Source organism: Lysinibacillus sp. NPDC096382 (assembly GCF_044762845.1).
Taxonomy (GTDB): Bacteria; Bacillota; Bacilli; order Bacillales_A; family Planococcaceae; genus Lysinibacillus.
The window spans coordinates 48880-70457 of the sequence record NZ_JBIWFC010000003.1; the positions used below are offsets into that span (position 1 = coordinate 48880).

General features: G+C 36.2%; 29 protein-coding genes. 27 read left to right on the top strand and 2 right to left on the bottom strand.

What is annotated here, in order from left to right; all coding sequences use genetic code 11:
- Window positions 1-2 precede the first annotated feature (2 nt).
- The 22 genes from ACIQZA_RS06495 to ACIQZA_RS06600 all read left to right on the top strand — a co-directional run bounded on the left by ACIQZA_RS06495 (window position 3) and on the right by ACIQZA_RS06600 (window position 17504).
- Entirely contained in the window at window positions 3-1256 is a 1254-nt protein-coding gene (locus tag ACIQZA_RS06495) for a phage portal protein (protein ID WP_402881065.1), read from the top strand.
- Complete coding sequence (locus tag ACIQZA_RS06500; protein ID WP_402881062.1) at window positions 1253-2005, top strand: head maturation protease, ClpP-related; 753 nt, start codon at window positions 1253-1255, stop codon at window positions 2003-2005. Before ACIQZA_RS06495 ends, ACIQZA_RS06500 begins: the two co-directional genes overlap by 4 nt.
- A gap of 72 nt (window positions 2006-2077) precedes the next feature.
- Window positions 2078-3265: a phage major capsid protein gene (locus ACIQZA_RS06505; protein WP_402881207.1), complete on the top strand. Its 1188-nt coding sequence runs from the start codon at window positions 2078-2080 to the stop codon at window positions 3263-3265.
- Window positions 3266-3306: 41 nt separating this feature from the next.
- The gene (locus ACIQZA_RS06510) at window positions 3307-3540 is read left to right on the top strand and encodes a hypothetical protein (protein WP_402881060.1); all 234 of its coding nucleotides are present in this window, start codon (window positions 3307-3309) and stop codon (window positions 3538-3540) included.
- Window positions 3540-3869 carry a head-tail connector protein gene (locus tag ACIQZA_RS06515; RefSeq protein WP_402881057.1) on the top strand — a complete coding sequence of 110 codons (330 nt, stop codon included), beginning with the start codon at window positions 3540-3542 and terminating at the stop codon, window positions 3867-3869. Before ACIQZA_RS06510 ends, ACIQZA_RS06515 begins: the two co-directional genes overlap by 1 nt.
- The gene (locus ACIQZA_RS06520) at window positions 3850-4185 is read left to right on the top strand and encodes a phage head closure protein (protein WP_402881054.1); all 336 of its coding nucleotides are present in this window, start codon (window positions 3850-3852) and stop codon (window positions 4183-4185) included. Before ACIQZA_RS06515 ends, ACIQZA_RS06520 begins: the two co-directional genes overlap by 20 nt.
- A 1-nt stretch (window position 4186) precedes the next feature.
- The gene (locus tag ACIQZA_RS06525; RefSeq protein ID WP_402881051.1) at window positions 4187-4591 is read left to right on the top strand and encodes an HK97-gp10 family putative phage morphogenesis protein; all 405 of its coding nucleotides are present in this window, start codon (window positions 4187-4189) and stop codon (window positions 4589-4591) included.
- Window positions 4588-4932, top strand: a complete 345-nt coding sequence (locus tag ACIQZA_RS06530; protein WP_402881048.1) for a hypothetical protein — start codon at window positions 4588-4590, stop codon at window positions 4930-4932. The genes ACIQZA_RS06525 and ACIQZA_RS06530 overlap by 4 nt, the downstream gene beginning before the upstream one ends.
- A 20-nt stretch (window positions 4933-4952) precedes the next feature.
- Window positions 4953-5540, top strand: a complete 588-nt coding sequence (locus tag ACIQZA_RS06535) for a major tail protein (RefSeq protein ID WP_402881045.1) — start codon at window positions 4953-4955, stop codon at window positions 5538-5540.
- 72 nt (window positions 5541-5612) lie between these two features.
- A complete protein-coding gene (gene gpG, locus ACIQZA_RS06540; RefSeq protein ID WP_402881042.1) occupies window positions 5613-5924 on the top strand; it encodes a phage tail assembly chaperone G in 312 nt (103 codons plus the stop codon).
- A 206-nt stretch (window positions 5925-6130) separates the two neighbouring features.
- Window positions 6131-11392 (top strand): phage tail tape measure protein, encoded by a 5262-nt coding sequence (locus ACIQZA_RS06545; protein WP_402881039.1) that lies wholly within the window; start codon window positions 6131-6133, stop codon window positions 11390-11392.
- A gap of 12 nt (window positions 11393-11404) precedes the next feature.
- Window positions 11405-12283, top strand: coding sequence for a phage tail domain-containing protein (locus ACIQZA_RS06550; protein WP_402881037.1), 879 nt, complete (start codon window positions 11405-11407; stop codon window positions 12281-12283).
- Between the two features lie 3 nt (window positions 12284-12286).
- The gene (locus ACIQZA_RS06555) at window positions 12287-13384 is read left to right on the top strand and encodes a siphovirus ReqiPepy6 Gp37-like family protein (RefSeq protein ID WP_402881034.1); all 1098 of its coding nucleotides are present in this window, start codon (window positions 12287-12289) and stop codon (window positions 13382-13384) included.
- Between the two features lie 2 nt (window positions 13385-13386).
- On the top strand, window positions 13387-14253 hold the full coding sequence (locus ACIQZA_RS06560; protein WP_402881031.1) for a hypothetical protein: 867 nt from the start codon (window positions 13387-13389) through the stop codon (window positions 14251-14253).
- Complete coding sequence (locus ACIQZA_RS06565; protein WP_402881029.1) at window positions 14253-14807, top strand: hypothetical protein; 555 nt, start codon at window positions 14253-14255, stop codon at window positions 14805-14807. Before ACIQZA_RS06560 ends, ACIQZA_RS06565 begins: the two co-directional genes overlap by 1 nt.
- Before the next feature lie 18 nt (window positions 14808-14825).
- A complete protein-coding gene (locus ACIQZA_RS06570; protein ID WP_402881026.1) occupies window positions 14826-15050 on the top strand; it encodes a hypothetical protein in 225 nt (74 codons plus the stop codon).
- A gap of 12 nt (window positions 15051-15062) precedes the next feature.
- Window positions 15063-15251 carry a hypothetical protein gene (locus ACIQZA_RS06575; RefSeq protein WP_402881023.1) on the top strand — a complete coding sequence of 63 codons (189 nt, stop codon included), beginning with the start codon at window positions 15063-15065 and terminating at the stop codon, window positions 15249-15251.
- A gap of 37 nt (window positions 15252-15288) precedes the next feature.
- Entirely contained in the window at window positions 15289-15543 is a 255-nt protein-coding gene (locus ACIQZA_RS06580; protein ID WP_402873079.1) for a hypothetical protein, read from the top strand.
- 71 nt (window positions 15544-15614) lie between these two features.
- Window positions 15615-16067, top strand: coding sequence for a phage holin family protein (locus ACIQZA_RS06585; protein ID WP_402881205.1), 453 nt, complete (start codon window positions 15615-15617; stop codon window positions 16065-16067).
- Complete coding sequence (locus tag ACIQZA_RS06590) at window positions 16067-16801, top strand: M15 family metallopeptidase (protein WP_402881020.1); 735 nt, start codon at window positions 16067-16069, stop codon at window positions 16799-16801. The genes ACIQZA_RS06585 and ACIQZA_RS06590 overlap by 1 nt, the downstream gene beginning before the upstream one ends.
- Before the next feature lie 134 nt (window positions 16802-16935).
- Entirely contained in the window at window positions 16936-17157 is a 222-nt protein-coding gene (locus tag ACIQZA_RS06595; protein WP_402881203.1) for a transcriptional regulator, read from the top strand.
- On the top strand, window positions 17154-17504 hold the full coding sequence (locus tag ACIQZA_RS06600) for a YhjD family protein (RefSeq protein WP_402881017.1): 351 nt from the start codon (window positions 17154-17156) through the stop codon (window positions 17502-17504). The genes ACIQZA_RS06595 and ACIQZA_RS06600 overlap by 4 nt, the downstream gene beginning before the upstream one ends.
- A gap of 59 nt (window positions 17505-17563) precedes the next feature.
- Here the strand turns inward: ACIQZA_RS06600 and ACIQZA_RS06605 are convergent, their stop codons facing one another.
- A complete protein-coding gene (locus ACIQZA_RS06605) occupies window positions 17564-18133 on the bottom strand; it encodes a DUF5067 domain-containing protein (protein ID WP_402881015.1) in 570 nt (189 codons plus the stop codon).
- An 89-nt stretch (window positions 18134-18222) separates the two neighbouring features.
- Window positions 18223-18426: a helix-turn-helix domain-containing protein gene (locus ACIQZA_RS06610; RefSeq protein WP_402881012.1), complete on the bottom strand. Its 204-nt coding sequence runs from the start codon at window positions 18424-18426 to the stop codon at window positions 18223-18225.
- Between the two features lie 165 nt (window positions 18427-18591).
- Here ACIQZA_RS06610 and ACIQZA_RS06615 point away from each other — a divergent pair, with 165 nt between their 5' ends.
- From ACIQZA_RS06615 to ACIQZA_RS06635, 5 genes are all read left to right on the top strand, one after another.
- On the top strand, window positions 18592-18807 hold the full coding sequence (locus ACIQZA_RS06615) for a hypothetical protein (RefSeq protein ID WP_402881009.1): 216 nt from the start codon (window positions 18592-18594) through the stop codon (window positions 18805-18807).
- Window positions 18808-18834: 27 nt separating this feature from the next.
- A complete protein-coding gene (locus ACIQZA_RS06620; protein WP_402881007.1) occupies window positions 18835-19731 on the top strand; it encodes a helix-turn-helix domain-containing protein in 897 nt (298 codons plus the stop codon).
- A gap of 16 nt (window positions 19732-19747) precedes the next feature.
- Window positions 19748-19924, top strand: a complete 177-nt coding sequence (locus ACIQZA_RS06625) for a hypothetical protein (protein ID WP_402881005.1) — start codon at window positions 19748-19750, stop codon at window positions 19922-19924.
- Window positions 19921-20097 carry a hypothetical protein gene (locus ACIQZA_RS06630; RefSeq protein WP_402881002.1) on the top strand — a complete coding sequence of 59 codons (177 nt, stop codon included), beginning with the start codon at window positions 19921-19923 and terminating at the stop codon, window positions 20095-20097. Before ACIQZA_RS06625 ends, ACIQZA_RS06630 begins: the two co-directional genes overlap by 4 nt.
- Before the next feature lie 183 nt (window positions 20098-20280).
- Window positions 20281-21576, top strand: a complete 1296-nt coding sequence (locus ACIQZA_RS06635; RefSeq protein WP_402880999.1) for an FtsK/SpoIIIE domain-containing protein — start codon at window positions 20281-20283, stop codon at window positions 21574-21576.
- Window positions 21577-21578: the final 2 nt, after the last annotated feature.

A 21578-nucleotide genomic window follows, 5' to 3' on the forward strand; every position in this document is an offset into this window, starting at 1 on the left:
AATTGAAACTATGGCAACGGATTAAAACTTCCGCGTACATGGCATACGCTGGAGCTAGTACAGGTTGGAAGGGTACAACATGGGATTTCACAAATTGGTTTGGACGAAGCTTTTGGGGTATTGATAACAGCCAATTAGCAACAAATGAAACGATATTTAGCGTTATTAGCCGTCTTGCTAATACAATATCGGCACTTCCTATTAAGTTACATCAAAATTATGATGTGATTCAAAATGAAGTATCAGATGTGCTCATAAATGAGCCTAATCAAAATATGAGTAGCTATGATTTGCTTAATGCACTTGAAGTAAGTCGCGATGAAACAGGTAATGGTTATGCAATTATTCTACGAGATATACGTATGCAACCCAGCGAAATCATTCCATTGGATCCATCATGTGTTACTGAATTTATTAATAAAGATGATGGTTTGATTTGGTATCAAGTTCAAGGTGAGCGAGGGACAATGTTTGTAGCAAACACGGACATGTTACACGTTAAACATATTCGAGGTCCTGCTCGTATAAGAGGTTTATCACCGTTAAAAGTTTTAGCAAATACCATCAGATATGATAAGGCAGTTCAAGAGTTCTCACTTTCCGAAATGGAGAAAAAAGAATCATTTGTTTTGAAGTATGCAGCCAATTTAGACAAAGACAAAAGAGATGCTGTAATAGCAGACTTTAGACGTTTCTATGCAGAGAATGGTGGTATTTTACTTCAAGAACCTGGTGTTGAAATTACAGAAATGAAAAAACAATATTTTGCATCAGATACATTGGCATCAGAACGAATTACACGTTCAAGGGTCGCCAATGTTTTTAATATACCAGTGAGCTTTTTAAATGATGTAGATGGTGGCACATCAGCTTCAAATGAACAACAAATGATTCAATTTGTAAACATGACTTTATTGCCGATTGTACGGCAGTATGAGCATGAATTTAATCGTAAGTTGCTTACAAAAGCTGACCGCAAGCAAGGGATGTACTTCAAATTTAACCTTGGAGGTCTTTTGCGAGGCGATACAGCAGCCCGTACAAACTTTTATCAAGCAATGTTACGAAGTGGAGCAATGAAGCCAGACGAGGTGCGTATGCTTGAAGATTTAGCTCCAATGGGTGGTATGGCAGATAAGTTATGGATTAGTGGTGACTTATATCCGCAAGAAATGGACCCTACATTACGGAAGTCTGCTACTGCTACTGCAACAACTGTGGAAGACAACAAATCGAAAGGTGGTGAGAAAATATGAAATTTTGGAATTTGAAAGCAATTGCAAATCAGACTAGTGCAGAATTACGAATTGATGGTGAAATCCTTAGTGGTGGGATGAAGTGGGATGAAACTGATGTAACAATTTCAGACTTCAATGAAGCAATTGACGGTTTATCCGAAAGTGTAAATGAGTTAAACATGCGTATCAACTCACCAGGTGGAAGTGTATTCACAACTATAGCCATGATAAATAGATTGAAACGCTTGAAAAGTGAACGCAACATTACAATTAACGCTTATATAGACGGTATTGGCGCAAGTTCAGCTTCAATGTTACCTATGGTAGCAGACAATGTTTACATGTATTCAAATAGTTTTTTGATGGTTCACAAGCCGATGGTTACTATGTATCTAGCGAATATAAACGATTTAAAAGAAGCACAAGATTTCTTAGAAAAGACAGAAGAAAACATGGTAATTCCTACGTATAAAGCAAAAGGTAAATCACTTACTGATGAAAAAATAGCTGATTTACTTAATGGCGAGGATAACTGGTTGTCGGCGAAAGAGGCAAGTGAAATATTTGAAATTGATATTATCGAAGAAAAATTCAATATTGTTGCTAATTTTGATATTGAAAAGAGTTTCAAAGAAATTCCAAACGAAATAAAGGCGTTATTTAGTCAGCCGTCTGCACCGTCAATGGGTGTAGAAGAAAAAGAATTACGTGAAAAAATCATTGCAGATTCAAAGGCGAATCTAACTTATTTAAACACAATTCTATAAGGAAACAGGAGGTTTTCATTCATGAAAACACAAACTAAAAAATTATTAAAATCAATTGAAAATAAAAACTCTATGAAAATGCTTTTACCGCTTAACATTCAATTTTTCGCTGGTAAGAAAACAATTTATGAATTAAAACAAGCGATGGCTACAATCGGTCAACAACTAGCTAAAACAGAAGAAGACCTAGCTACAAAGGCTATGGATCCATCTGCTTCACTTGATGATATTAAAACAGTTCAAACCTCAAAAGCTGATTTGCAAGCTCGTTTCGATGTAATTAAGGCTCAACATGATCAACTGGAGGATGAACAAAAAGCTAAGTTTGCTCAAAATCCATTAGCTCAAATTGACGACCCGAAACAAAAACGTACAGAAGCATTTGCTTCTTTAGTGCGCTCAACTGTGCGAAATCAACCGATTGATCAAGAGATTTACGCTGCGTTAGGTGATAACACAAATCCAGCAACTGGTGGTGAAAAATTCTTACCTAAAACAGTTTCACAGGAAATTATCACTGAGCCAATGGCTAAAAATCCGATGCGTGATTTAGTTACAGTTACAAATATTCCTAACCTTGAGATCCCAAAATTAGCTTACACAATTGATGATGACAATTTCATTGCAGATACAGAAACGGCTAAAGAATTAGAATTAGAAGGTTCTACAGTAACGTTCGGACGCTTTAAATCGAAAGTATTTGCAGGAGTTTCCGAAACAGTCCTTGCAGGTACACACACAAATTTAGTTTCGCATGTAGAAAATTCATTACGCTCAGGTCTTGCTGCTAAAGAAAAGAAAGTTCAATTTGCTACTTCACCAAAAGCAGGTGAAGAACACATGAGCTTCTATCAAACAGGTGCAAATGCAATTAAGAAAGTAAGTGGAGAGGATCTGTATAAAGCAATCAAAGCAGCTATTGCAGATTTACATGAAGACTATCGTGAAAACGCAAAAATCGTCATGACTTTCGCTGACTATTCAACGATTATTGAAACATTAGCGAATGGCAATGCAACACTTTACGCTGCACAACCTGAGCAAATTTTAGGTAAGCCAGTTGTGTTCGTAGATGCAGCTACTAAACCGATTATTGGCGACTTCTCATATGCTCACTTAAATTATGATCTAAATGTTCTATACGATACTGATAAGGACGTAAAAACTGGTGTTAATGCATTTGTATTGACTGCATGGTTTGACCACCGTATTAAATTAAAATCTGCTTTCCGTATCGCTGATGTAGTCGCTACTCCTTAATTGGATAGCGACTTTTTAGTTAAAGAAAGAAGGTGAACTGAGTGTACAAAGTAATTAATCGATTTCAAGAAAAAAACCATGACGGCCATATTTATGAGGTAGGAGACACCTACCCTGCTGATGGTAAAAAGCTAGTTAAGGCTCGTGCTGAGGCTTTAACGAAAGTTCATGATGAATATAACGTAGCATTCCTAAAAGTTGTTGAAGAGCCTAAAAAAGCACCTACAAAGCAAGCGCAAAAAGAGCCTTCCACAGATGAAAAGAGTGATGCTTAATGCAATTGCTTGATGAACTTAAAGAATACTTGCGAATAGATGGGAATGACGAGGATCGTTCCCTTTCTACTTTTCTGCAGACATCTATTTCTTATTTGGAGAACGCAGGTGTTAAGCAGCCAAGTGATTATTATTTAACTGTGGAGGACAAAGATGTATTTGCACAGCATCGTTTAGCTATTATGATGCTCGCTACGCATTTTTATGAGAATCGTACAACTATTACGCCATCCACAATAAAAACAGCTCAACAGCCTATCCCTTATGGCTTACAGTCGATGATTTTGCAATTAAAGTGGGTGAACCCGGATGAACTATCAATACAATAATAATCCTGGTCGAATGAACAAGCGTGTTACGTTTTTAAATCCACCAGGACAAATTGTAAATGGTTGGCCATCAAAAGAATGGACTAAACATGAAACAGTATGGGCGGAATTAAAGACGGCAAAAGGTTACAAATTATTTAGTTCAGATGCTACACAATGGCAAGGGAAATGTGTTATTGGCATTCGGTATCGTAAGGATATAAATGAAAAAATGCGCGTTAAAATTGCAGATAAAACGTATGAAATGGACTCACCACCTGTAAATGACAATGGCAATAATCAATGGCTCACAATCTTTTTAAAAGAGGTGATGTAATGTGCGTATAGAACTGCAAGGCATGGAAGCATTGATGCAAAATATATTGAATTTGCCATTAGAAGAAGCTGAGGAAAATAAAGCACTTAATGCAGCTGCTAAGATAGTAAAAGAGGCTGTAATTGAAGAGGCACCAGAAGATGACGGAACCCTTAAGAAGAACATCAAGGCTAAAAGAGCAAAGGATGGAGAAGCGAAGGTTCATACAGGTGCAGCATATCACAGTCATATTGTTGAGTTTGGACGAAGCGCAGGCAGTAAGTATGCTCTTAAAAATGGTAAGCGTCAATTAGTAACGTGGGGAGCAACAGCACCGAATCCTTTTTTCACAAGAGGCCTTGAAAAAAGTAAACCAGCAGCAATTGATAAGATGGCTGAAGAAATAAAGAAGGCGAAAAAATTATGATTGATATTGTAGATCATGTTATTAAAACTTTAGAGTCTTTGAATATTCCAATCATATTTAATACAGTTCCCACAGGCTCTAATATTCCAGAACAATTTATTACGTTCTTAGAGATTAATGCAAAACCAGCACTTGAAGCATCTGACCAAGAGTATGAAACAGAACGATTAATACAAGTCAATGTATGGTCAGAAGATAATTACTACATGCTTGTGGAGGACATCAAACGGTTGATGGAATCAGCAGACTATGAAAGAACATTTGAATATGATGCACCAAAACAAGAAGGCGATTCTCACTTTAACAAAGTGTTGAGATTCGTCTTTTTTGATGAATATTAAACATTAGGAGGTCATGATAAATGGCTATTACACCGGTAAATGAAAGAACAAAAAAAATTAGTTTAAAGCGTTTGTATTACGCTTTGATGACGGATGAAGCAGCGGAAACATATGCAGCAGATATTAAAGTATTAGATATGCCAATCTCTTTTACTCAAACACCTAACTATTCAGAAGCATCTTTAGATGCAGGTGATCGCGTTGCAGATTCAGAGGCACAATTAGATTCAATTTCAATAAGTGGGGAGGTAGCCGATTTACCAACGGAAGTTCAAGCAGATTGGTACGGTCATAAATTATCTTCTGACGGAGGATTAATCGTTAACACAAATGATTCTTCACGATATTTAGCAGTCGGTTATGAATCTGGATCTAAACTAGTTTGGTATTACAAAGTTAAGTTTAAGCCAGGTGAAGAATCAGCTGACACTCGTAAAAAGGGTGAAACAAGCTACAAAACGGATAAATTTAGCGGAGAAGCTCTACCGCCTAAGAATGGCGACATTAAACACGTGGTAGATACGCGTGACACAGGCGTTACAGCAACCGCTGAAACTTTCTTTGCATCTGTTAAAAAGCCAAAAGAACCAACCGTACCTACACCTTAATTAGAAGTCCTTTCGAGGGCTTCTTTTCTTTTAACTAAAAATAAGTAATTAACGAAAAGGATGGATTAAATTATGCAAATTACATTACGAATTGACGGAGATAACAAAACGTTCACAAATGACTTTGTAAAGGCTCGTATATTCCGAAATGCATTAAAACTAAATGAGAAGATGAGTGAAGAAGGCAATAAAATTTCAGTTGAAACTTTTGATGAATTGGTTGGTTTCGTTGTAACTGTATTCGATAACCAATTTACAATTGATGATTTTTACGATGGTGTTAAAGCAGAAGAATTGCAATCTGAAATCATGCGTGTATTCAACGGTGTGCTTAACGCTGGTGGTCTTGAAACATCGCCTTCCACAGATGATGAGGGAAAGTAAGTAGATTAAGTCCATATCAAAGTATCAAAAAGTTCTATCGCAATTTATTAAAAGAGGGATATAAGCTTCATGAAATTGATGAAATGGACATCCACTTTTGGTTTGAGTTAAGCAACGAAAATGATGATGAAGAAATAGAAGAAGTCACAGCCGACGACATTGATTGGCTGTGATTTTTATTTTTGCCAAGAAGGCGGTGAGAATGAATGGCGGAAATAGGTTCGTTAGAGGTCAGTCTTAGCCTCAATGCTAGCAATTTTAACGGTACTGTTGCACAAGTTGACCGAAATTTAAAATCTATGGGTAGCGAACTTCAAGTGCTGAAAAGTAAAGGTTCTGATTATGAAAAATCTATTGATGGTATAGCTAAAAAGAAAGATATTTTAGCACGATCAACAGAAGCTGCATCTTTAAAGTTACAAGAGCAACGTAAAAAATATGACGAACTTGTTGCAAGTGGTACAGCAACAGAAGCGCAAATTGAGAGACAAGCAACTGCAGTTAACAAGGCGCAAACTCAATACAACAACTTAGAACGACAGCTTTCAGAAGTAACAAGACAACTACAAGTACAATCTTCTCAATGGACACAGGCGGGGCAACAACTCCAGGATGTAGGCAATAAAATGCAGTCTATAGGTGGTAGCATGACATCTGTTGGTAAGAATTTATCGATGACAGTTACGGCACCTATAGCTGCACTAGGAGCTGGTGCATTTAAAGCAGCAGTTGATTTTGAATCAGCCTTTGCTGGAGTAAGAAAAACTGTAGATGCCTCAGAACAGGAATTTGCAGCACTTGAAAAAGGTATTCGTGATATGGCCAAACAAATGCCTGTTGCTGCAACAGAAATAGCAGTTGTCGCTGAAGCAGCTGGACAGCTTGGGATTAAAAAGGAAAATATTCTTGGGTTTTCGGAAACGATGATTAAGCTTGGAACAGCTACAAATATGAGTAGTGACCAAGCAGCGACAGCATTAGCGAGACTTGCAAATATCACAAAAATGAATCAAGGCGATTTCGATAAACTCGGTAGTGCAATTGTTGCTTTAGGGAATAACTTTGCTACAACTGAATCCGAAATCACTGACATGGCACTACGACTTGCCGGAGCAGGTGCACAAGTTGGGATGAGCGAAGCTGATATTTTAGGTCTATCTGCAGCTCTGACAAGCGTAGGTATTCAAGCTGAAATGGGTGGTAGTGCCTTTTCTAGGGTTATGGTAAACATGCAAATGGCCGTCTCTGGAACTGATAAATTTAAAATGGTGACAGAAGCTACAGGACTGACATTGCGAGAATTACAACTTGCTGCTGGTAGTGGCGGGAAAGCATTTGGTACATTTGCAGAAAGTTTGGGATTAACACGCAAAGAGTTAGGCGACATCATCTCCACACAAGCAGATTTAGAGAACTTCGCAAAAATCTCTGGTATGACGGCTGATGAGTTTAAAAAGGCATTTGCGGAGGATGCAGTAGGAGCTATCGGGGCATTTGTTGACGGTTTAGGTAATGCCGAAGCATCAGGAACTACAGCTATTAACATGCTACAAGAAATGGGCATAACCGAAATACAATTACGTGATGCTTTGTTACGTGCTGGTGGAGCAGCTGAATTATTTGGTGATGCTGTTAAAACATCCAACGAAGGATGGACAGAGAACAATGCATTAAATAACGAAGCTGCTGAACGGTATAAAACAACTGCATCTCAATTAGCTATGATGAAAAATCAGATTGTAGATATAGGTATTACTTTAGGTGGCGTTTTAATTCCAATGGTTATTGATTTATTAAAAACAATAGAACCTTGGATTAAAAAGTTCTCTGAGCTAAGTGAAGGTACTCAAAAATTGATAGTTGTTACAGCTGGTATTGCTGCAGCAATTGGGCCGATCATCGTTATTATAGGGACATTAATCTCTAGCATAGGCACTATCGCTTCTGCAATTGGAGGAGTGGCACTGGCAATTGGAGAAGCAGGTGGTATAGTAGCGTTTCTTACTGCCAATTTAGGCTTTTTAGGTACAGTTTTTACAGCACTTACCGGTCCAATTGGTCTTACGGTAGCAGCATTAGTAGCAGGAGCCGTGTTGATTTTTAAATACTGGGAGCCTATCAGTAATTTCTTTATAGAATTCGGCGCGAAAACGATGTCAGTGTTCAATAGTGTTATAGGTGCTGTTACAGCATTTGGTGCAAAAATGAGTGAAGTACCAAGTATGATGATGTCAACTTGGTCAGGGGCGTTAAGTTCAGTTACAGGATTACTTGGAAACCTAAAAGAAAAGCTATCATTTGTTGCTGATATTTTAAATGTAAGTAGTGCAATGGATGTATTAAAAATAGCGTTGGAGGCAGTTGTATCAGCAGTACTGATGATGTTAGGACCATGGGGCCTTGTAGCTAATGTTATATTAAAAATATTTAATTATACGACATTGCTACAAGATTTGTTTTCGATGCTCAAGGGTGAGATGTCTCTTGACGATGTTGCAAATAATTTTTCAAAATCTATAAGTGGCATTATAGATAATATATCAAAACTTATATCTAGTTTTGTAGAGGTGCTACCTAGCATTATTGATACAGTTGCGATGATAATGCCTCAATTATTACTTTTGGCAGCTGATATTGTCACGAAATTAGCAGATGGAATCACGAAAAATTTACCATTGATTGTAAAAACGATTACTAATTTGATTGAAATACTCACGACAACAATGTCTACTTTAATACCACAACTTGTGGAGGTCGGAATATCAATATTAACGACTCTTATAAACGGTATTGTTACAGCATTGCCAATGATCATAGAAGTAGTGACTCAATTAATAGAGACATTAGTAAGTACTTTGACAACAGTTCTACCTTTATTAATAGAAACAGGTTTAACAATAGTAGAGACATTGCTGAATGGTATTGTAACAGCTTTACCACTAATCATCGAAAGTGCTCTAAATATAATAATGTCTCTTGTGGAAGGCATAACAAATGCTTTACCTCAATTAATTGAAGTTGGTTTATCAGTTATTTCTACTCTCTTAGAAGGGATTGTTGCAGCTTTACCAACAATAATAGAGGCTGCATTAACTGTTATTATCGCATTGGTAGGTGCTTTAATCTTACTTTTACCTAAAATCATAGAGGCCGGAATACAAATTATCAAAGCTTTAGTGGATGGTTTAATAAAGGCTATCCCAGCAATTATAGAGGCAGCATTAACTTTAATTATGGCTCTCGTAAAAGCTTTTATTGATTTACTACCTCAATTAATCGATGCTGGTATAAAAATTGTAGAAGCGCTTGTAGAAGGACTTATGCAAGTTTTACCGCAGCTTTTAGAGGCTGGCATTACACTGATCACTGCATTAGTGAAAGCCATCATTGATTTACTACCGGAATTACTAAGTGCAGGTGCGCAATTAATAGTTGCTTTAGTAAAAGGGGTACTATCGATTTTAGGACAACTTTTAGCAGCAGGCGGTAAATTAATCCTTGGGTTGTTAGGTAAGATTCTAAGTTTTACTGGTCAATTGTTATCTGCAGGTGGCACTCTAATAGGTAAACTGATATCTGGAATAATTTCTTTACTTGGCGATGTTATAGGTGCAGGTGCAAAACTAATCACTGGACTCATTGATAAGATTTTAAGTTTTATAGAAGATTTATCATCTGCTGGTAAATCCTTAATCAATGAATTAATTACAGGCGTGAAAAGCAAAATTACTGATATGTTTAATATTGGTGTAGATATTGTTCAAGGGTTACTTAATGGTATAACTTCTAAGATTAGTGATGTAGGCAAAAAAGCAATAGAACTTGGACAAATCGTAATTGATAAAGTATCTGGTGTCCTTCAACGTCGTTCACCATCTAGGGTGATGATTGCTATTGGTAAGGATGTTGGGCGTGGTTTAGCAATTGGTATTGATTCTACGAAAGATTTAAATGAATCAACTATGAAAGAACTTGGTCAACTTCTAATTGATGTAACAAAGGACAACCAATCAGCTGTAACAGAAATTGCTAATCAAGCAGAGAAGGAACGTACACAAATTCAAAAAGAATCCGCAAGTAAAAAGGCAGAAATTGAAAAGAAATTAGCTAGCGACATTCAAGCTATTGAATCCAAAGCCGCAGCTAAAAAGCGAAAACTAACTGCAGATGAAAACAATCGCATTGTAAAACTAAAAGAAACAGCAAATGATAAGATTTTAAAACTAGAGCAAGAGAACCAAAAGAAATTTGAAAAAATCAATTCCAAAGCTTGGTCCGATATGGTTAAAAAAGAGGAAGAATCGGCAAGTGAACGTTTAAAAGTTGTCAAGCAATATATCGATGATAAGAAGTCTGCAAATGAACTTGATTTAGCAACTGAGGAATACATCTTAGAACAATCTCTGAAGTTATTTAAAGATGGTACAAAAGAGAAAATCGAAGTTCGAAAGATGTATAAAAAGGTTACTGATGAAATCAACAAAGAATCTGAATCGATTAATAAAACTTATGTAGATAACGTCAAGAAACTTAACGATGATTATATCGCTGGTGAACAAAAGCTGACAAAAGAGTATAAGGATGAATTCAATAAACGTAGAAATGTATATTATTCATTTGCCGGATTGTTTGATGAAGTAGTTAAGAAAGATGATGTAACAGGTAGTGGATTGATAAATGCTCTACAATCTCAAATAACGGCTTTTGAGGACTGGCAAAAGAATATTACAGAACTAGCTGCTAAAGGCATTGACCAGGGTCTGCTTGGCGAACTACGCGAGATGGGTCCTAAAGCTGGCGCTGAGATCGCAGCACTAAACACTCTTACAGATGAACAGTTACAACAATATGTAGCACTGTGGAAGGAGAAAAATGAAAAAGCTCGTACTCAAGCTGAAGCAGAGCTTACAGGGCTTAAACAAAATACTGAAAAACAGATAAATGAGTTAAAAACAAAGACTGTAGAGCAACTTAGGATATATCAAAACGAGTGGCGTAATAGCATGATTGCACTTAAAGGTAATGTCAAAAATGAAATGGATGAAATGCCGAATATCGGGCAGTTCGCTGTAAGTGGATTAATTGACGGTATGCTGTCCAAGCAAGGCGAATTAGAAAGTGCAGCAACGATGCTTGCAAATATTGTTTCAAGTGCATTTACATCTGCTTTAGATATTCATAGTCCATCTCGTGTTATGAGAGGATACGGTGTGAATATTGGTGAAGGGCTTATTTTAGGCATCAATGACATGGTTGGTAAAGTTGCTGGAGCTACTAGACGATTAGCCAACGTTGTAGCTGATAGATCAAATAACTCAGTTCCAGGTAATACAACGCCTTCCACAACAACAAATCATACAGAAAACAATTACAACTTAACTGTGAATAGCCCTAAACCACTTGATCCTTATGAGACATCAAGATTAAGTAGAAATGGGTGGAAAGAGATGACGCTTGGAATGCGATAGTGAGGTGAAGACGTGCGTACATCATTCGGCTTTAATGAAAAATTAATATTCCATAATAATAGAGGACAGTCGCTTGAAATATCAGTGACTAGTCCTTTTTTCTTGCAATCAGCAGATGGTATAGATTCTTTAGAAAATGAATTTTATAACGTTAAAAACTACAACGAGGATGGCACAAACGTTAAAGGCTCTAGTATACGTGAAAGAAATATCGTTGTAGGCGGTCAGCTTAGACGACAGGATAAAGAAATGAATCGACAAAAGATAATTCGTTTTTTTAATCCGAAACACCGATTCACTTTAGAGTACACAAATGGTGACATCACTCGCTTTATAAATTGTTATGTCGAGAAATCACCTGTAGTGAGTAAACATATTTGGCCAGAGTTTATGATCTCATTTCTGTGTCCTAATCCATGGTGGTATACCGAAGAACAGAAATATGAAATTGCTATGTGGGTACCATCATTTGAATTTGAGCTTGAAATTGACGCAGATGGTGATGGTATTGAAATGGGCTATCGTGAGCCTAACAATGTAGTCAATGTCTTTAATGATAGTGATACAGCTTCACCTTTACGTATCCAATTTAAAGCGATAGGAAGTGTTGTCAATCCACAAATAGAAGTTGTGGACACAGGTAGGATTGTTAAGATTGAAGCTACTTTAAAAGGTGGGGATATTGTTACCGTCAATACAAAACGCGGTGATGAGTCTGTCATCCTTGAAAGAAATGGTTCTAATATAAATTATTTCAACTACCTATCACACGACTCTGATCTACAACTGAGCGTAGATGTTGGTGACAATTTGATTCGTTATGGTGCGGCGGAATTTGTATCAAATTTAGAGGTGTCTATTTACTTTACACCTCAATTTGTGGGGGTGTAGTAAATGCTATTTGTATGTAATGAGGACTTTGAACGACTGGGGTACGTTGGCAAATTTTCATATCTTCTGTGGAGGAAAAAATACGGACCTTTTGCTGAAGCAGAGTTACATGTTGACGTCACCCATAAAAATATTGAACTACTAAAGAAAGGTAATATCCTATATCGACAAGATGATGATGAGGCAATGTACATCTATTACCGTAATTTTAATGATAGTAATGGTGTTGAACAGCTTGTTGTTAAATGCTTTTCGTTGTTTCGATGGACGGACAGGCGTTCCTTATGGAGGCAATATGACTTTGATACAACCCCTGAAATGATAATGAGACAATTAATAAATGATACGATGATTAATCCAATTGATCCTAATCAAAAAATTGCACAAGTGAAACTAGCTCCTTCAAAGAATTTTGGTGTTAACGTCCAACATCAAATGACATATAAAAATGTGCACGAAAGTATTGAAAAGTTATGCGATACTCATGAGATAGGTGCGCGTTGTATTTTCAATAGCAGTGAATTGTTCTATGACTTCTATGAGGGCGTTAATCGTACAATAAATCAATCTGTTCATCCGCGGATAATATTGTCTAAAAGTCGAGCTAATTTGCTTCAACGTACTTATGAGGACGCGGATAACGACTTAAAGACCACGGCGTTAATAGCTGGAGCTGGTGAAGGTTCTGAACGAAAGCTAGCTAGTTTAGGAACTGAATTTAAAGGTTTAGCTCGACGTGAAATCTTTATTGATGCAAGAGAAGTATCAGACAAAAAAGATGTGAATGGTGAACAAGTGGATATTCCTCCTGAAGAGTATCAGCAATTATTATTAGCTAAAGGTAAAGAAAAACTAAGCGAATACACCGAGTTTATTGGCTTTGAAGCCGAGCTAGACGTTACAAAAGAGAACACAAAATATAATGAAGATTTCTTTTTAGGTGATCTTGTCACGATTAAAGATGACGAGTTAGGAATCTTAATGAATAGTCGTGTGATGCAGGCGGACGAAGTTTTCAAGGAAGACGGCAAATCAATCTTTGTTACTGTTGGAAAATCTGTACCTACCCTTCCACAGGCGATAAAAAGGATGGTGAATTAATAATGTTTAAATTCGGAATGATGAACTCTATAAATGGGGATAGACGATATAAGGCGGAGGATTTCGCTCAGTATTTCGCAACATTCATAGGGAACGGTATTTTCGTTAAACCTTCAGATTGTTTACAAGTAATGGCTGTTACGAATGCCATGAAAGTAGTAATCAGACCAGGTAAAGCATGGATTAATGGATATTATTTAATAAACGATGCTGACCACACACTCAGTATTGATCCATCAGATACTGGATTAAATCGAATTGATCGTATTGTTATACGATTAGATTTCCTACAAAGAAAAATGAGTGTGGAAGTCAAAAAAGGAACACTATCTGCATCCCCAGTTGCACCAACATTAAAACGAGATGCCGATGCTTACGAGTTAGCTCTAGCTGATATTTATATCGCTAAAGGAGTCTTAACAATTACGCAAGCATCTATTACAGATACACGCTTAAATAATAATTTATGCGGATATATGCACAATCCGATTTATCAAGTCGATACAACTTCAATCTTTAATCAATATCAATCTTGGTTTAACAATTACAGTGTAACAAAAGCTACTGAATTCGCTAAATGGCAGACTGATGTAACCACAGCATTAGAAGCTTGGATTGATGGTCAAGAGGCTGATTTTGAAGCATGGATGAATAAAGAACAAGGATTATTCCTCGCTTGGTTTGAAACCATAAGAGGCATTCTTGATGAAGATGCTGCAGGTAATTTATTTAACATGATTGAGGACCATAAAAATGATGCACTACCTCACAAGTTTCTAGATACAACAGACAAAAAAATATATAAATATGGATTTAAGACCAATCAAGCTAAGGATGGTCTTATTTTTGTTTATGAGGAGGTTAAATAATGCCTGAAATAAATTTACCTACTAAGGCAACGCAAGATGCTATAAAAACAAATGTAGATAACGTAAATACGAACGTTACAAGCGTTAAAACTGATGTTGCCACAGTTAAAAGTAATGTCGCTACAGTAGACACAAATGTGAAAACAGTTAATACAAATCTAGGGACTCCTACTTCTTCAGCAAGTAGTTCAACTAGTGGTAATGCTCACGCCAAACTCAACTGGTTAATGAATAACGGAAGTACAAAAACAGTATTAAAAGTAAGTGGACTTGATGCGAACTATGCTAGTCAATCGCTAACTAATCAACTAGGTACTATAGTGCCATATAGTGGGGATGCGAATCTGTATTTAAATGTATATGGTAGTGGACGTTTATTATATTTAATAAATGGTACAAATCATTATGCTCTCTATGTCAAAATAGATGGTAAATCATTTTCGTTAGGCTACGAAGGCATATTTGATATACCGTTCTCTACTAGTTTAAGAATCGAACATGGTGGCAGTCCAGATAATGCACCTAGATTAATATATTACGAACTAAACCAATAATTGAGAAGAGGTGATATTGTGACTATCTTACGCGAATATGAAGAGAATGGTTTTAAAATAACTGAATACACAAGTGATGGAGAGACAGTATCAGCAAGAGTTGAAGAAAAGATATTGAAGGATGATGATATTTTTCCATCAGAACCAGTTGAAGTACAACCAAAGCCTACTTTAGAAGAAATGCAAGCACAAACGCTATTGAATACAGAAGTATTAATTGCAATGAAAAATATCGGAGTATAGGGAGGAACAAACATGAACATTGTTTATCGTGCTGCTGAGTTATTAATCACTAGTCCAGGATGTAATTACGGTGTGATGGCAACAAATTTAAGTTTACTTATGTTAAATAAACAGGTTAGCCAAGATGAATATTCGAAGTTATGTACCTTAATGAACGAACAGCAAAATAAAGTATCAAACAAAACGCAAGCAGAAGCTTAGCGTTATTTTTTATGCTTCATAATAAGGAGTGAATTGCATGGAACACTATGTAAAAGATGCTGATGAATATGTAGATAAAAACTTATTTGGTGATTGTGAGAAAACGTTAGAAAAGCTTGCTGAGAATAGAGTTTTTAACATTCTTTATGTTGAAGAAAAAGAGGTATTTTCACTTTATGAAATGTGTGATGAATATTTCGGTACAAATCTAACTGTTGAAATGTGTGAAGACTTATCAGAACTCTTTGCTAAAATAGCTAGTAAGCTTAAAGAAAGTAATTCAACTAAATGACAATTTGCCTTCCGCAATAATCTGTGGAGGGCTTTTATTATGCAGAAATAAGGAGTGACAATATGGGAGGAATGGATTTGGATTATTTAGAAGTAGCGCATTTATATTTATTTGGTGGAGTGAAATTTCTACACCTATTGTTATTGTTAATGGGGCTAGATATTATTACTGGTATTTTTAAAGCCATTAAAAATGGAAACCTGTGGAGTCGTAAATCACTATTTGGATATGCCCGTAAGTTACTAGTTTTAATCGTTGTAATCACAGCAAATATAATCGATCAAGTATTGTCGTTAAATGGGACACTCACATTTGCGACGGTACTTTTTTATATCGCAAATGAGGCTTTGTCCATTGTAGAGAACATGGCGCAACTTGGAGTATTAGTGCCTCAACAGTTAGCAGAGAAGTTAAAAGTCATTGAGAATCAATCAGAAGAGAAATTTTCGAATGAAGTTCTAAATGAATTAGCTGGTAAAAACGTTGATAAAGAATTAGAAAATAAAAAGGACGGTGAAAAGTAATGGTTAGCGTAACGGAAACATGTCGAGATTTAAGCGAATTAACTGTAGCTGCACAATTAGCATGTAGACTTTTATTCCAAGAGTGTGTGAAAGCCGGAATTGACGATATCTTCATTACAGAAACATATCGCTCGCAAGAACGACAAAACTATTTATATGGACAAGGTCGAACACGTCCAGGTTCCGTTGTTACTTGGACACTTACGAGCAATCATACATCACGAAGAGCGTGGGATATTGCGGTAGCACCTCCGAAAAATCTATATGATATTAAGACTCTTTCTAGAGTAGGGGCAATTGCTAAAAAGTTAGGCATCACATGGGGAGGGTATTGGACAGCAAGTACCTATGATGCACCTCATTTTGAAATACCTACTACTTGGAAAGCACCTTCAGGTTACAAATTAGAAGGTACTGTTATTGTGCCAAGTAATAGCAAAATAAAAGTCCAACTAATCGTTAAAGATAAAGAACAAGCTGTGGAAGGCGTTAATGATGGGAAGTTGTATCGAGTTCAATCAGGAACATATACTACACAAGCTCAAGCGAATGCAGCTAAGCAAGCGTTAGGTAAATACAACATTGCTAAATCTGATTATGTACGAGTTGTTCAGGATGATAACAAGTGGCGATTTATTACTGGCACATATGCTACACAGGCAATTGCCAATAATGCTATCCTCGAAATGAAGCGTCTTGGTATTCTATCGTATGCTGAGCCAATTCAAGAATAATTATAAATCCCAGGTACTCAATTAATTTTGAGCCTGGGCATTTTTTTATTTCCAAAAACTTTTTCTTGCCAAAACACAAACATCTGTTCTAATATAATTACAAACAAACGTTCTTATTTAGAGGAGTGTAGATGATGAAAGAGCAACTGATTAAAGCAATGCAACGCAATCAATTTGTTAATATGATGTATTTGGCTAAGTCGGGCGAAGTATCAAAAAGACGAATCAAAATCATAAAAATTGTGGGCGACACATTCCAAGCATATTGTTTTACAAGGCAAGCCAAGCGTACATTTATGATTGATAGCGTATTGGCAGTTGTTCCAGTCTTCCACAAGGAGCGAGAGGTTGTATGATTAGCTTTGAACAAAGGCGACTAATGCACAAATATGTGGTTTATGATATGGCTGTTCAGTCGTTACAGCGTGATTATAAAGTGATTGAAAACCTTAAATTGAGCAAAGTGTATTTGCCAATCCTTGATAAGCTTTTAGACGACATTTCACAAGAATGTTACAACGCTAAAAGGCTGTTGGCCAAAGATAAAATTAGAGTCGTGAAGTGGGAAAAGAAAGATGAATACTTTAGTGATTTAATTATTGCCACCGCTGGTGAGGACCAAGTGTTTACTTATGCTAATATGGCTCTTAAAACACAGGTAGAGAAATTACTTTTAAGCCATACAAACGAAGGCACTGATTAACATAGTGCCTATTTTTTGTGCAATGAAAAAAGCCACTCGTTTGAGTGACTAAAATTTCATTATTGTTTAATTTGATAATCTTGTTTACCTAATTCTTTACCGCCAAGACCTTGATTCGCTACTAATGTAACTGGTGTTTCTAAATCATCAAGTTCATAAGCAATAGCATTTTCTACAGTTCCATCTTTTTTAATCTTTTCTAATTGTGTATCTCTAAATCTCTCATCAGGTAATGTACCAACTTCCAATTTATTGATAGCATTTGGATTGTTATCTTGAATTACTGTGAAGACAACAAACCATGCATCCGTTGGATCAATACCATCATCAATTAAATTTGTTGCTTCATACCAGATTGCGAATACAGGTTTTTCCCCGTGTTCGTTCCCTTTTTCTCCTGGTTTAATTACTTTTGTTTCAGTGATTTTTATTTTTAAACTCTCTAATTTTGCCTCGTTATCTTTGAAATAAACATCGTCGCTTTTGGCTTCTTTATCTGCTGTTTTATCAGTAGAAGCAGTTGTTTTTGTTTCCTCTTTCGGTTTATCTTCCTTTGATGAATCTGCTCCACAACCAGCCAACCCTAAACTCAATACTAATGCTGCACTAAAAATTAATTTTTTGTTCATATATAAAATCCTCCCTCTATATTTCCATTTTAGGAAATTATGATTGAAAAGTACATACTAAAAAACAGACAACATTATTTAGTTATCTGTTACTTGATCTCAAACATTCCATTCATATCTGTAATTTCAAGGGCTTGTAATACTTTAGTGATGTGTTCGCGATTAATTGAAGTTCTTCGATTAGTTGCAAGTTCGCTAATTACTGTACGCGTTAGTCCTGTCTTTTCTGCTAATTCCACTTGTGACATTCCTCGTTCGTTTAACACTTCTTTTAATTTGACTTTTAGTTCCATGATTTCACCTCTTTAATTATATTCTTCTTAAATTCCATTATACACAAATCCATAAATTTAATAAATAATTTTTATGAAATACTTGAATTATTAAATTTAATAATTTATACTCAAATAAATAAATAATTAAATTATTATATTTATGTATTTTAGGAGGGTTTCAACATGCATATTTACGTAATCCATTTAAACACAAAGAACGGAAACAAAAGTAAAGGTACAGCAATAGTAGTGGACACAGGTTATAAAAATCTAGAACGTGCTCAAAGTGTTTTAAAGAATATTGGATTTGAAATGGTTGATGAAACCAATTTCAAAAAGACGACAGAAACGGGTAGTGAGCAAAAGGCTCAAATTGTTGAAGTTCATTTTTATGACTAGGAACAACAGAAGGTGAGGTGAATAACGGTGGCATTCGAATACTTAGCACAATACACAACATTTAACTCAGTAACAGATATGGATAAGAGTGTGGAAGACCATATAGCAACACGTTACTATGACTTAACAGAATCAGAACGAGCTATCGTTTTCAAACTTGCTTCACACAGTTTAGAGCATCCTGGAGTGTGCCACTTAAAGGCTGCAACTATTGCTACATCATTGGAGATCAGTACAAAAACTGTTTATCGTTCGATGAAAAAATTAGTTGAGTTAGGCATCATCGAAAAGTTACCTGGCACTAAATTAAATGGCATCAAAGGGGCTAGTATTTATCGCATTTTACCTTATGTCCCATCGAGCGTGTCCCAACGAGAGACAGTCGATGAAGCTAGTAATGACGCGGTTTGCAGTCCACAATCAGAAAACCAAGCATCTAAATCTTTTAATCTTTTAAGTTCTAAACAAGAAAATAATAATTTATGTGAATTAGAAAATGAATTGGCTTTGCAAGCTGAAGAGAAAAAAGAATACATGAATGATTATCAAATGATGCTGTTTGATTTTATGCACTCGCTGCCATTAGCAGATAACTTGAAAGAAGAATTGCACAAAGTTGTATTAGCTACTCAGGTTCAAAGTGCACCTGACTTCATTAAAGCTAAGAATGTTCTATTCAAAATTGCTATGGATATTAAAGATGGTGTTCTTACAGTAACAAGTACATTAAGAGCCGTATTTGTAGGGGCTTATAGCAAGGCTATTGGCCGTTTAAATAACAAGTCGGATAAATCACAATCTATAGAAGAAACTCCATCTAAAGAACGTCCAGTACCTTTCTACAATTGGTTAGAGGAACGTGATAGTCTTTCACAATCTAATAGTAGTAGAAGACCTAATTTAGAAAACTGGCTTGAATGGTAGAAGGGAGATAGGAGAAATGCTTTGTTATGTATGCGATAAGAAAATTATTAATGATGGAGAATTTATTATTAAATCTTTTGCTGGTGGAGCTATAAATTATGTTCATACGGAATGTCATTATCAACACTTATTAAATAGTTGTACAGATGAATATTTAGAGTATGAGGATTTTAAGAAGGAGATGGATAAATGACTCATTATGAATATATGGAACAACATGGCCAAATGAATATGTATGATTTTCTTCGGGTCCAAGAATCGGACCATGAAATAAATGTGGACCGATTGCCATCCTCAACTGTTAGGAAAGCTGTTGTTAAAAAGAATTACATTGTACCTCGAAAGGTTGGTTATATTGTTAGGTGATTTTTATGCTCACTTTAATACCCGATGTTGTGCCTGATTGAATGCCACACAAGTATTTGAACGGGCATATATGAAATGTTGTTATATCAATGGTTTAATGGCCTTTTTGAAATACTCGATTCAAGCAACTCTTACTACGTAAGAGAACCGTGACGCTAATGAAAATGAAGAAAGGATGAAAGGGTGCTGTTTGAAATTTTAACAACTGGATTAATGGGTGGGATTGCTTTAAAAGCATTCTCGAAACATAAAGGACTTTCTTCTAATGATTCCGGAAAGATTCAGCGGATCATGTCACTGTCCGGATTAAATGTCCGAGATGGAAAGGACACATTAACCACGCAACTTGTTAAGAAGAAACAGTTTGAATGGGGATGGGAATACAAGTACCGCATTCCACTTGGTCGTTCGTTCAGCGACTATGAAGCAAAGCTTAAGGTCTTTGAGGATGGATTGAATAATCGAAAGAAAAATATTACGTTCAGCGATTTGAAACATCTAGATTTAAATAAAGACCTTCTTCTGCAGATACAACAATTGTGGAAGACAAAGCTAACTGAGCAAAAAGAAATTGAACTATCCTATGATGGTTTATTAATAGTTAGAGTGTACGATAAGCCATTAGCAAAAGAAGTGTCGTTCGTTTCAGGAGAAGGTTGGATAGTACCTGTAGGCGTTACTAGGGCTAAGAACGAGTTTAAGTATCATGACTTTGAATTGGTGCCTCATCTAGTCCTTGGCGGTGCTACACGATACGGCAAAAGTAATTTTATTAATTCTACGGTTTGTAGTTTGATTGATTCGCAATATGAACATGTTCACTTTTATTTAATCGATCTAAAAGGAGGAGTGGAACTGTGTGATTATGAAAATATCAAACAGACGGTTTCCATTGCATACGAGCCGCATGAGGCCCTCCACACTTTACAGATGGCCTATGACAAGATGCGCGATATTCAATGTCAATTAAAGCGATTAGGCAAGAAAAACGTACAGCAGGCAGGAATCAAAGAACGTTACTTTGTTGTCATTGACGAGGTAGGAGAATTAAACGCTTCTGAATCTGTTACACGAGATGAAAAATTATTAAAGCAAGAATGCCAAACAATCATGAGTCAAATAGCTAGGCTAGGTGCAGGACTTGGATTCCGTCTAATCGTAGCTACTCAATATCCAGTGGGTGACGTTATTCCACGACAGGTTAAGCAGAATGCAGATTCAAAGCTATGCTTTAGAGTACAGTCGGCAGTTGCTTCAAGAGTTGTACTGGATGCAGAAGGAGCAGAGGCGTTACCTATGATTAAAGGCCGCGCTATTTACCAAACAGCAGATAAACGAGAAATACTACAAACACCACTAATAACACCACAAATAATCCACGATACTATTCAACCTCACGTTATTGAGAAAGGGGAGCGCGTTGAAGAAACAGCTATCATCGAGAGACGAGAGCATACTGTTACTTTTGAAGAAGTTTGATT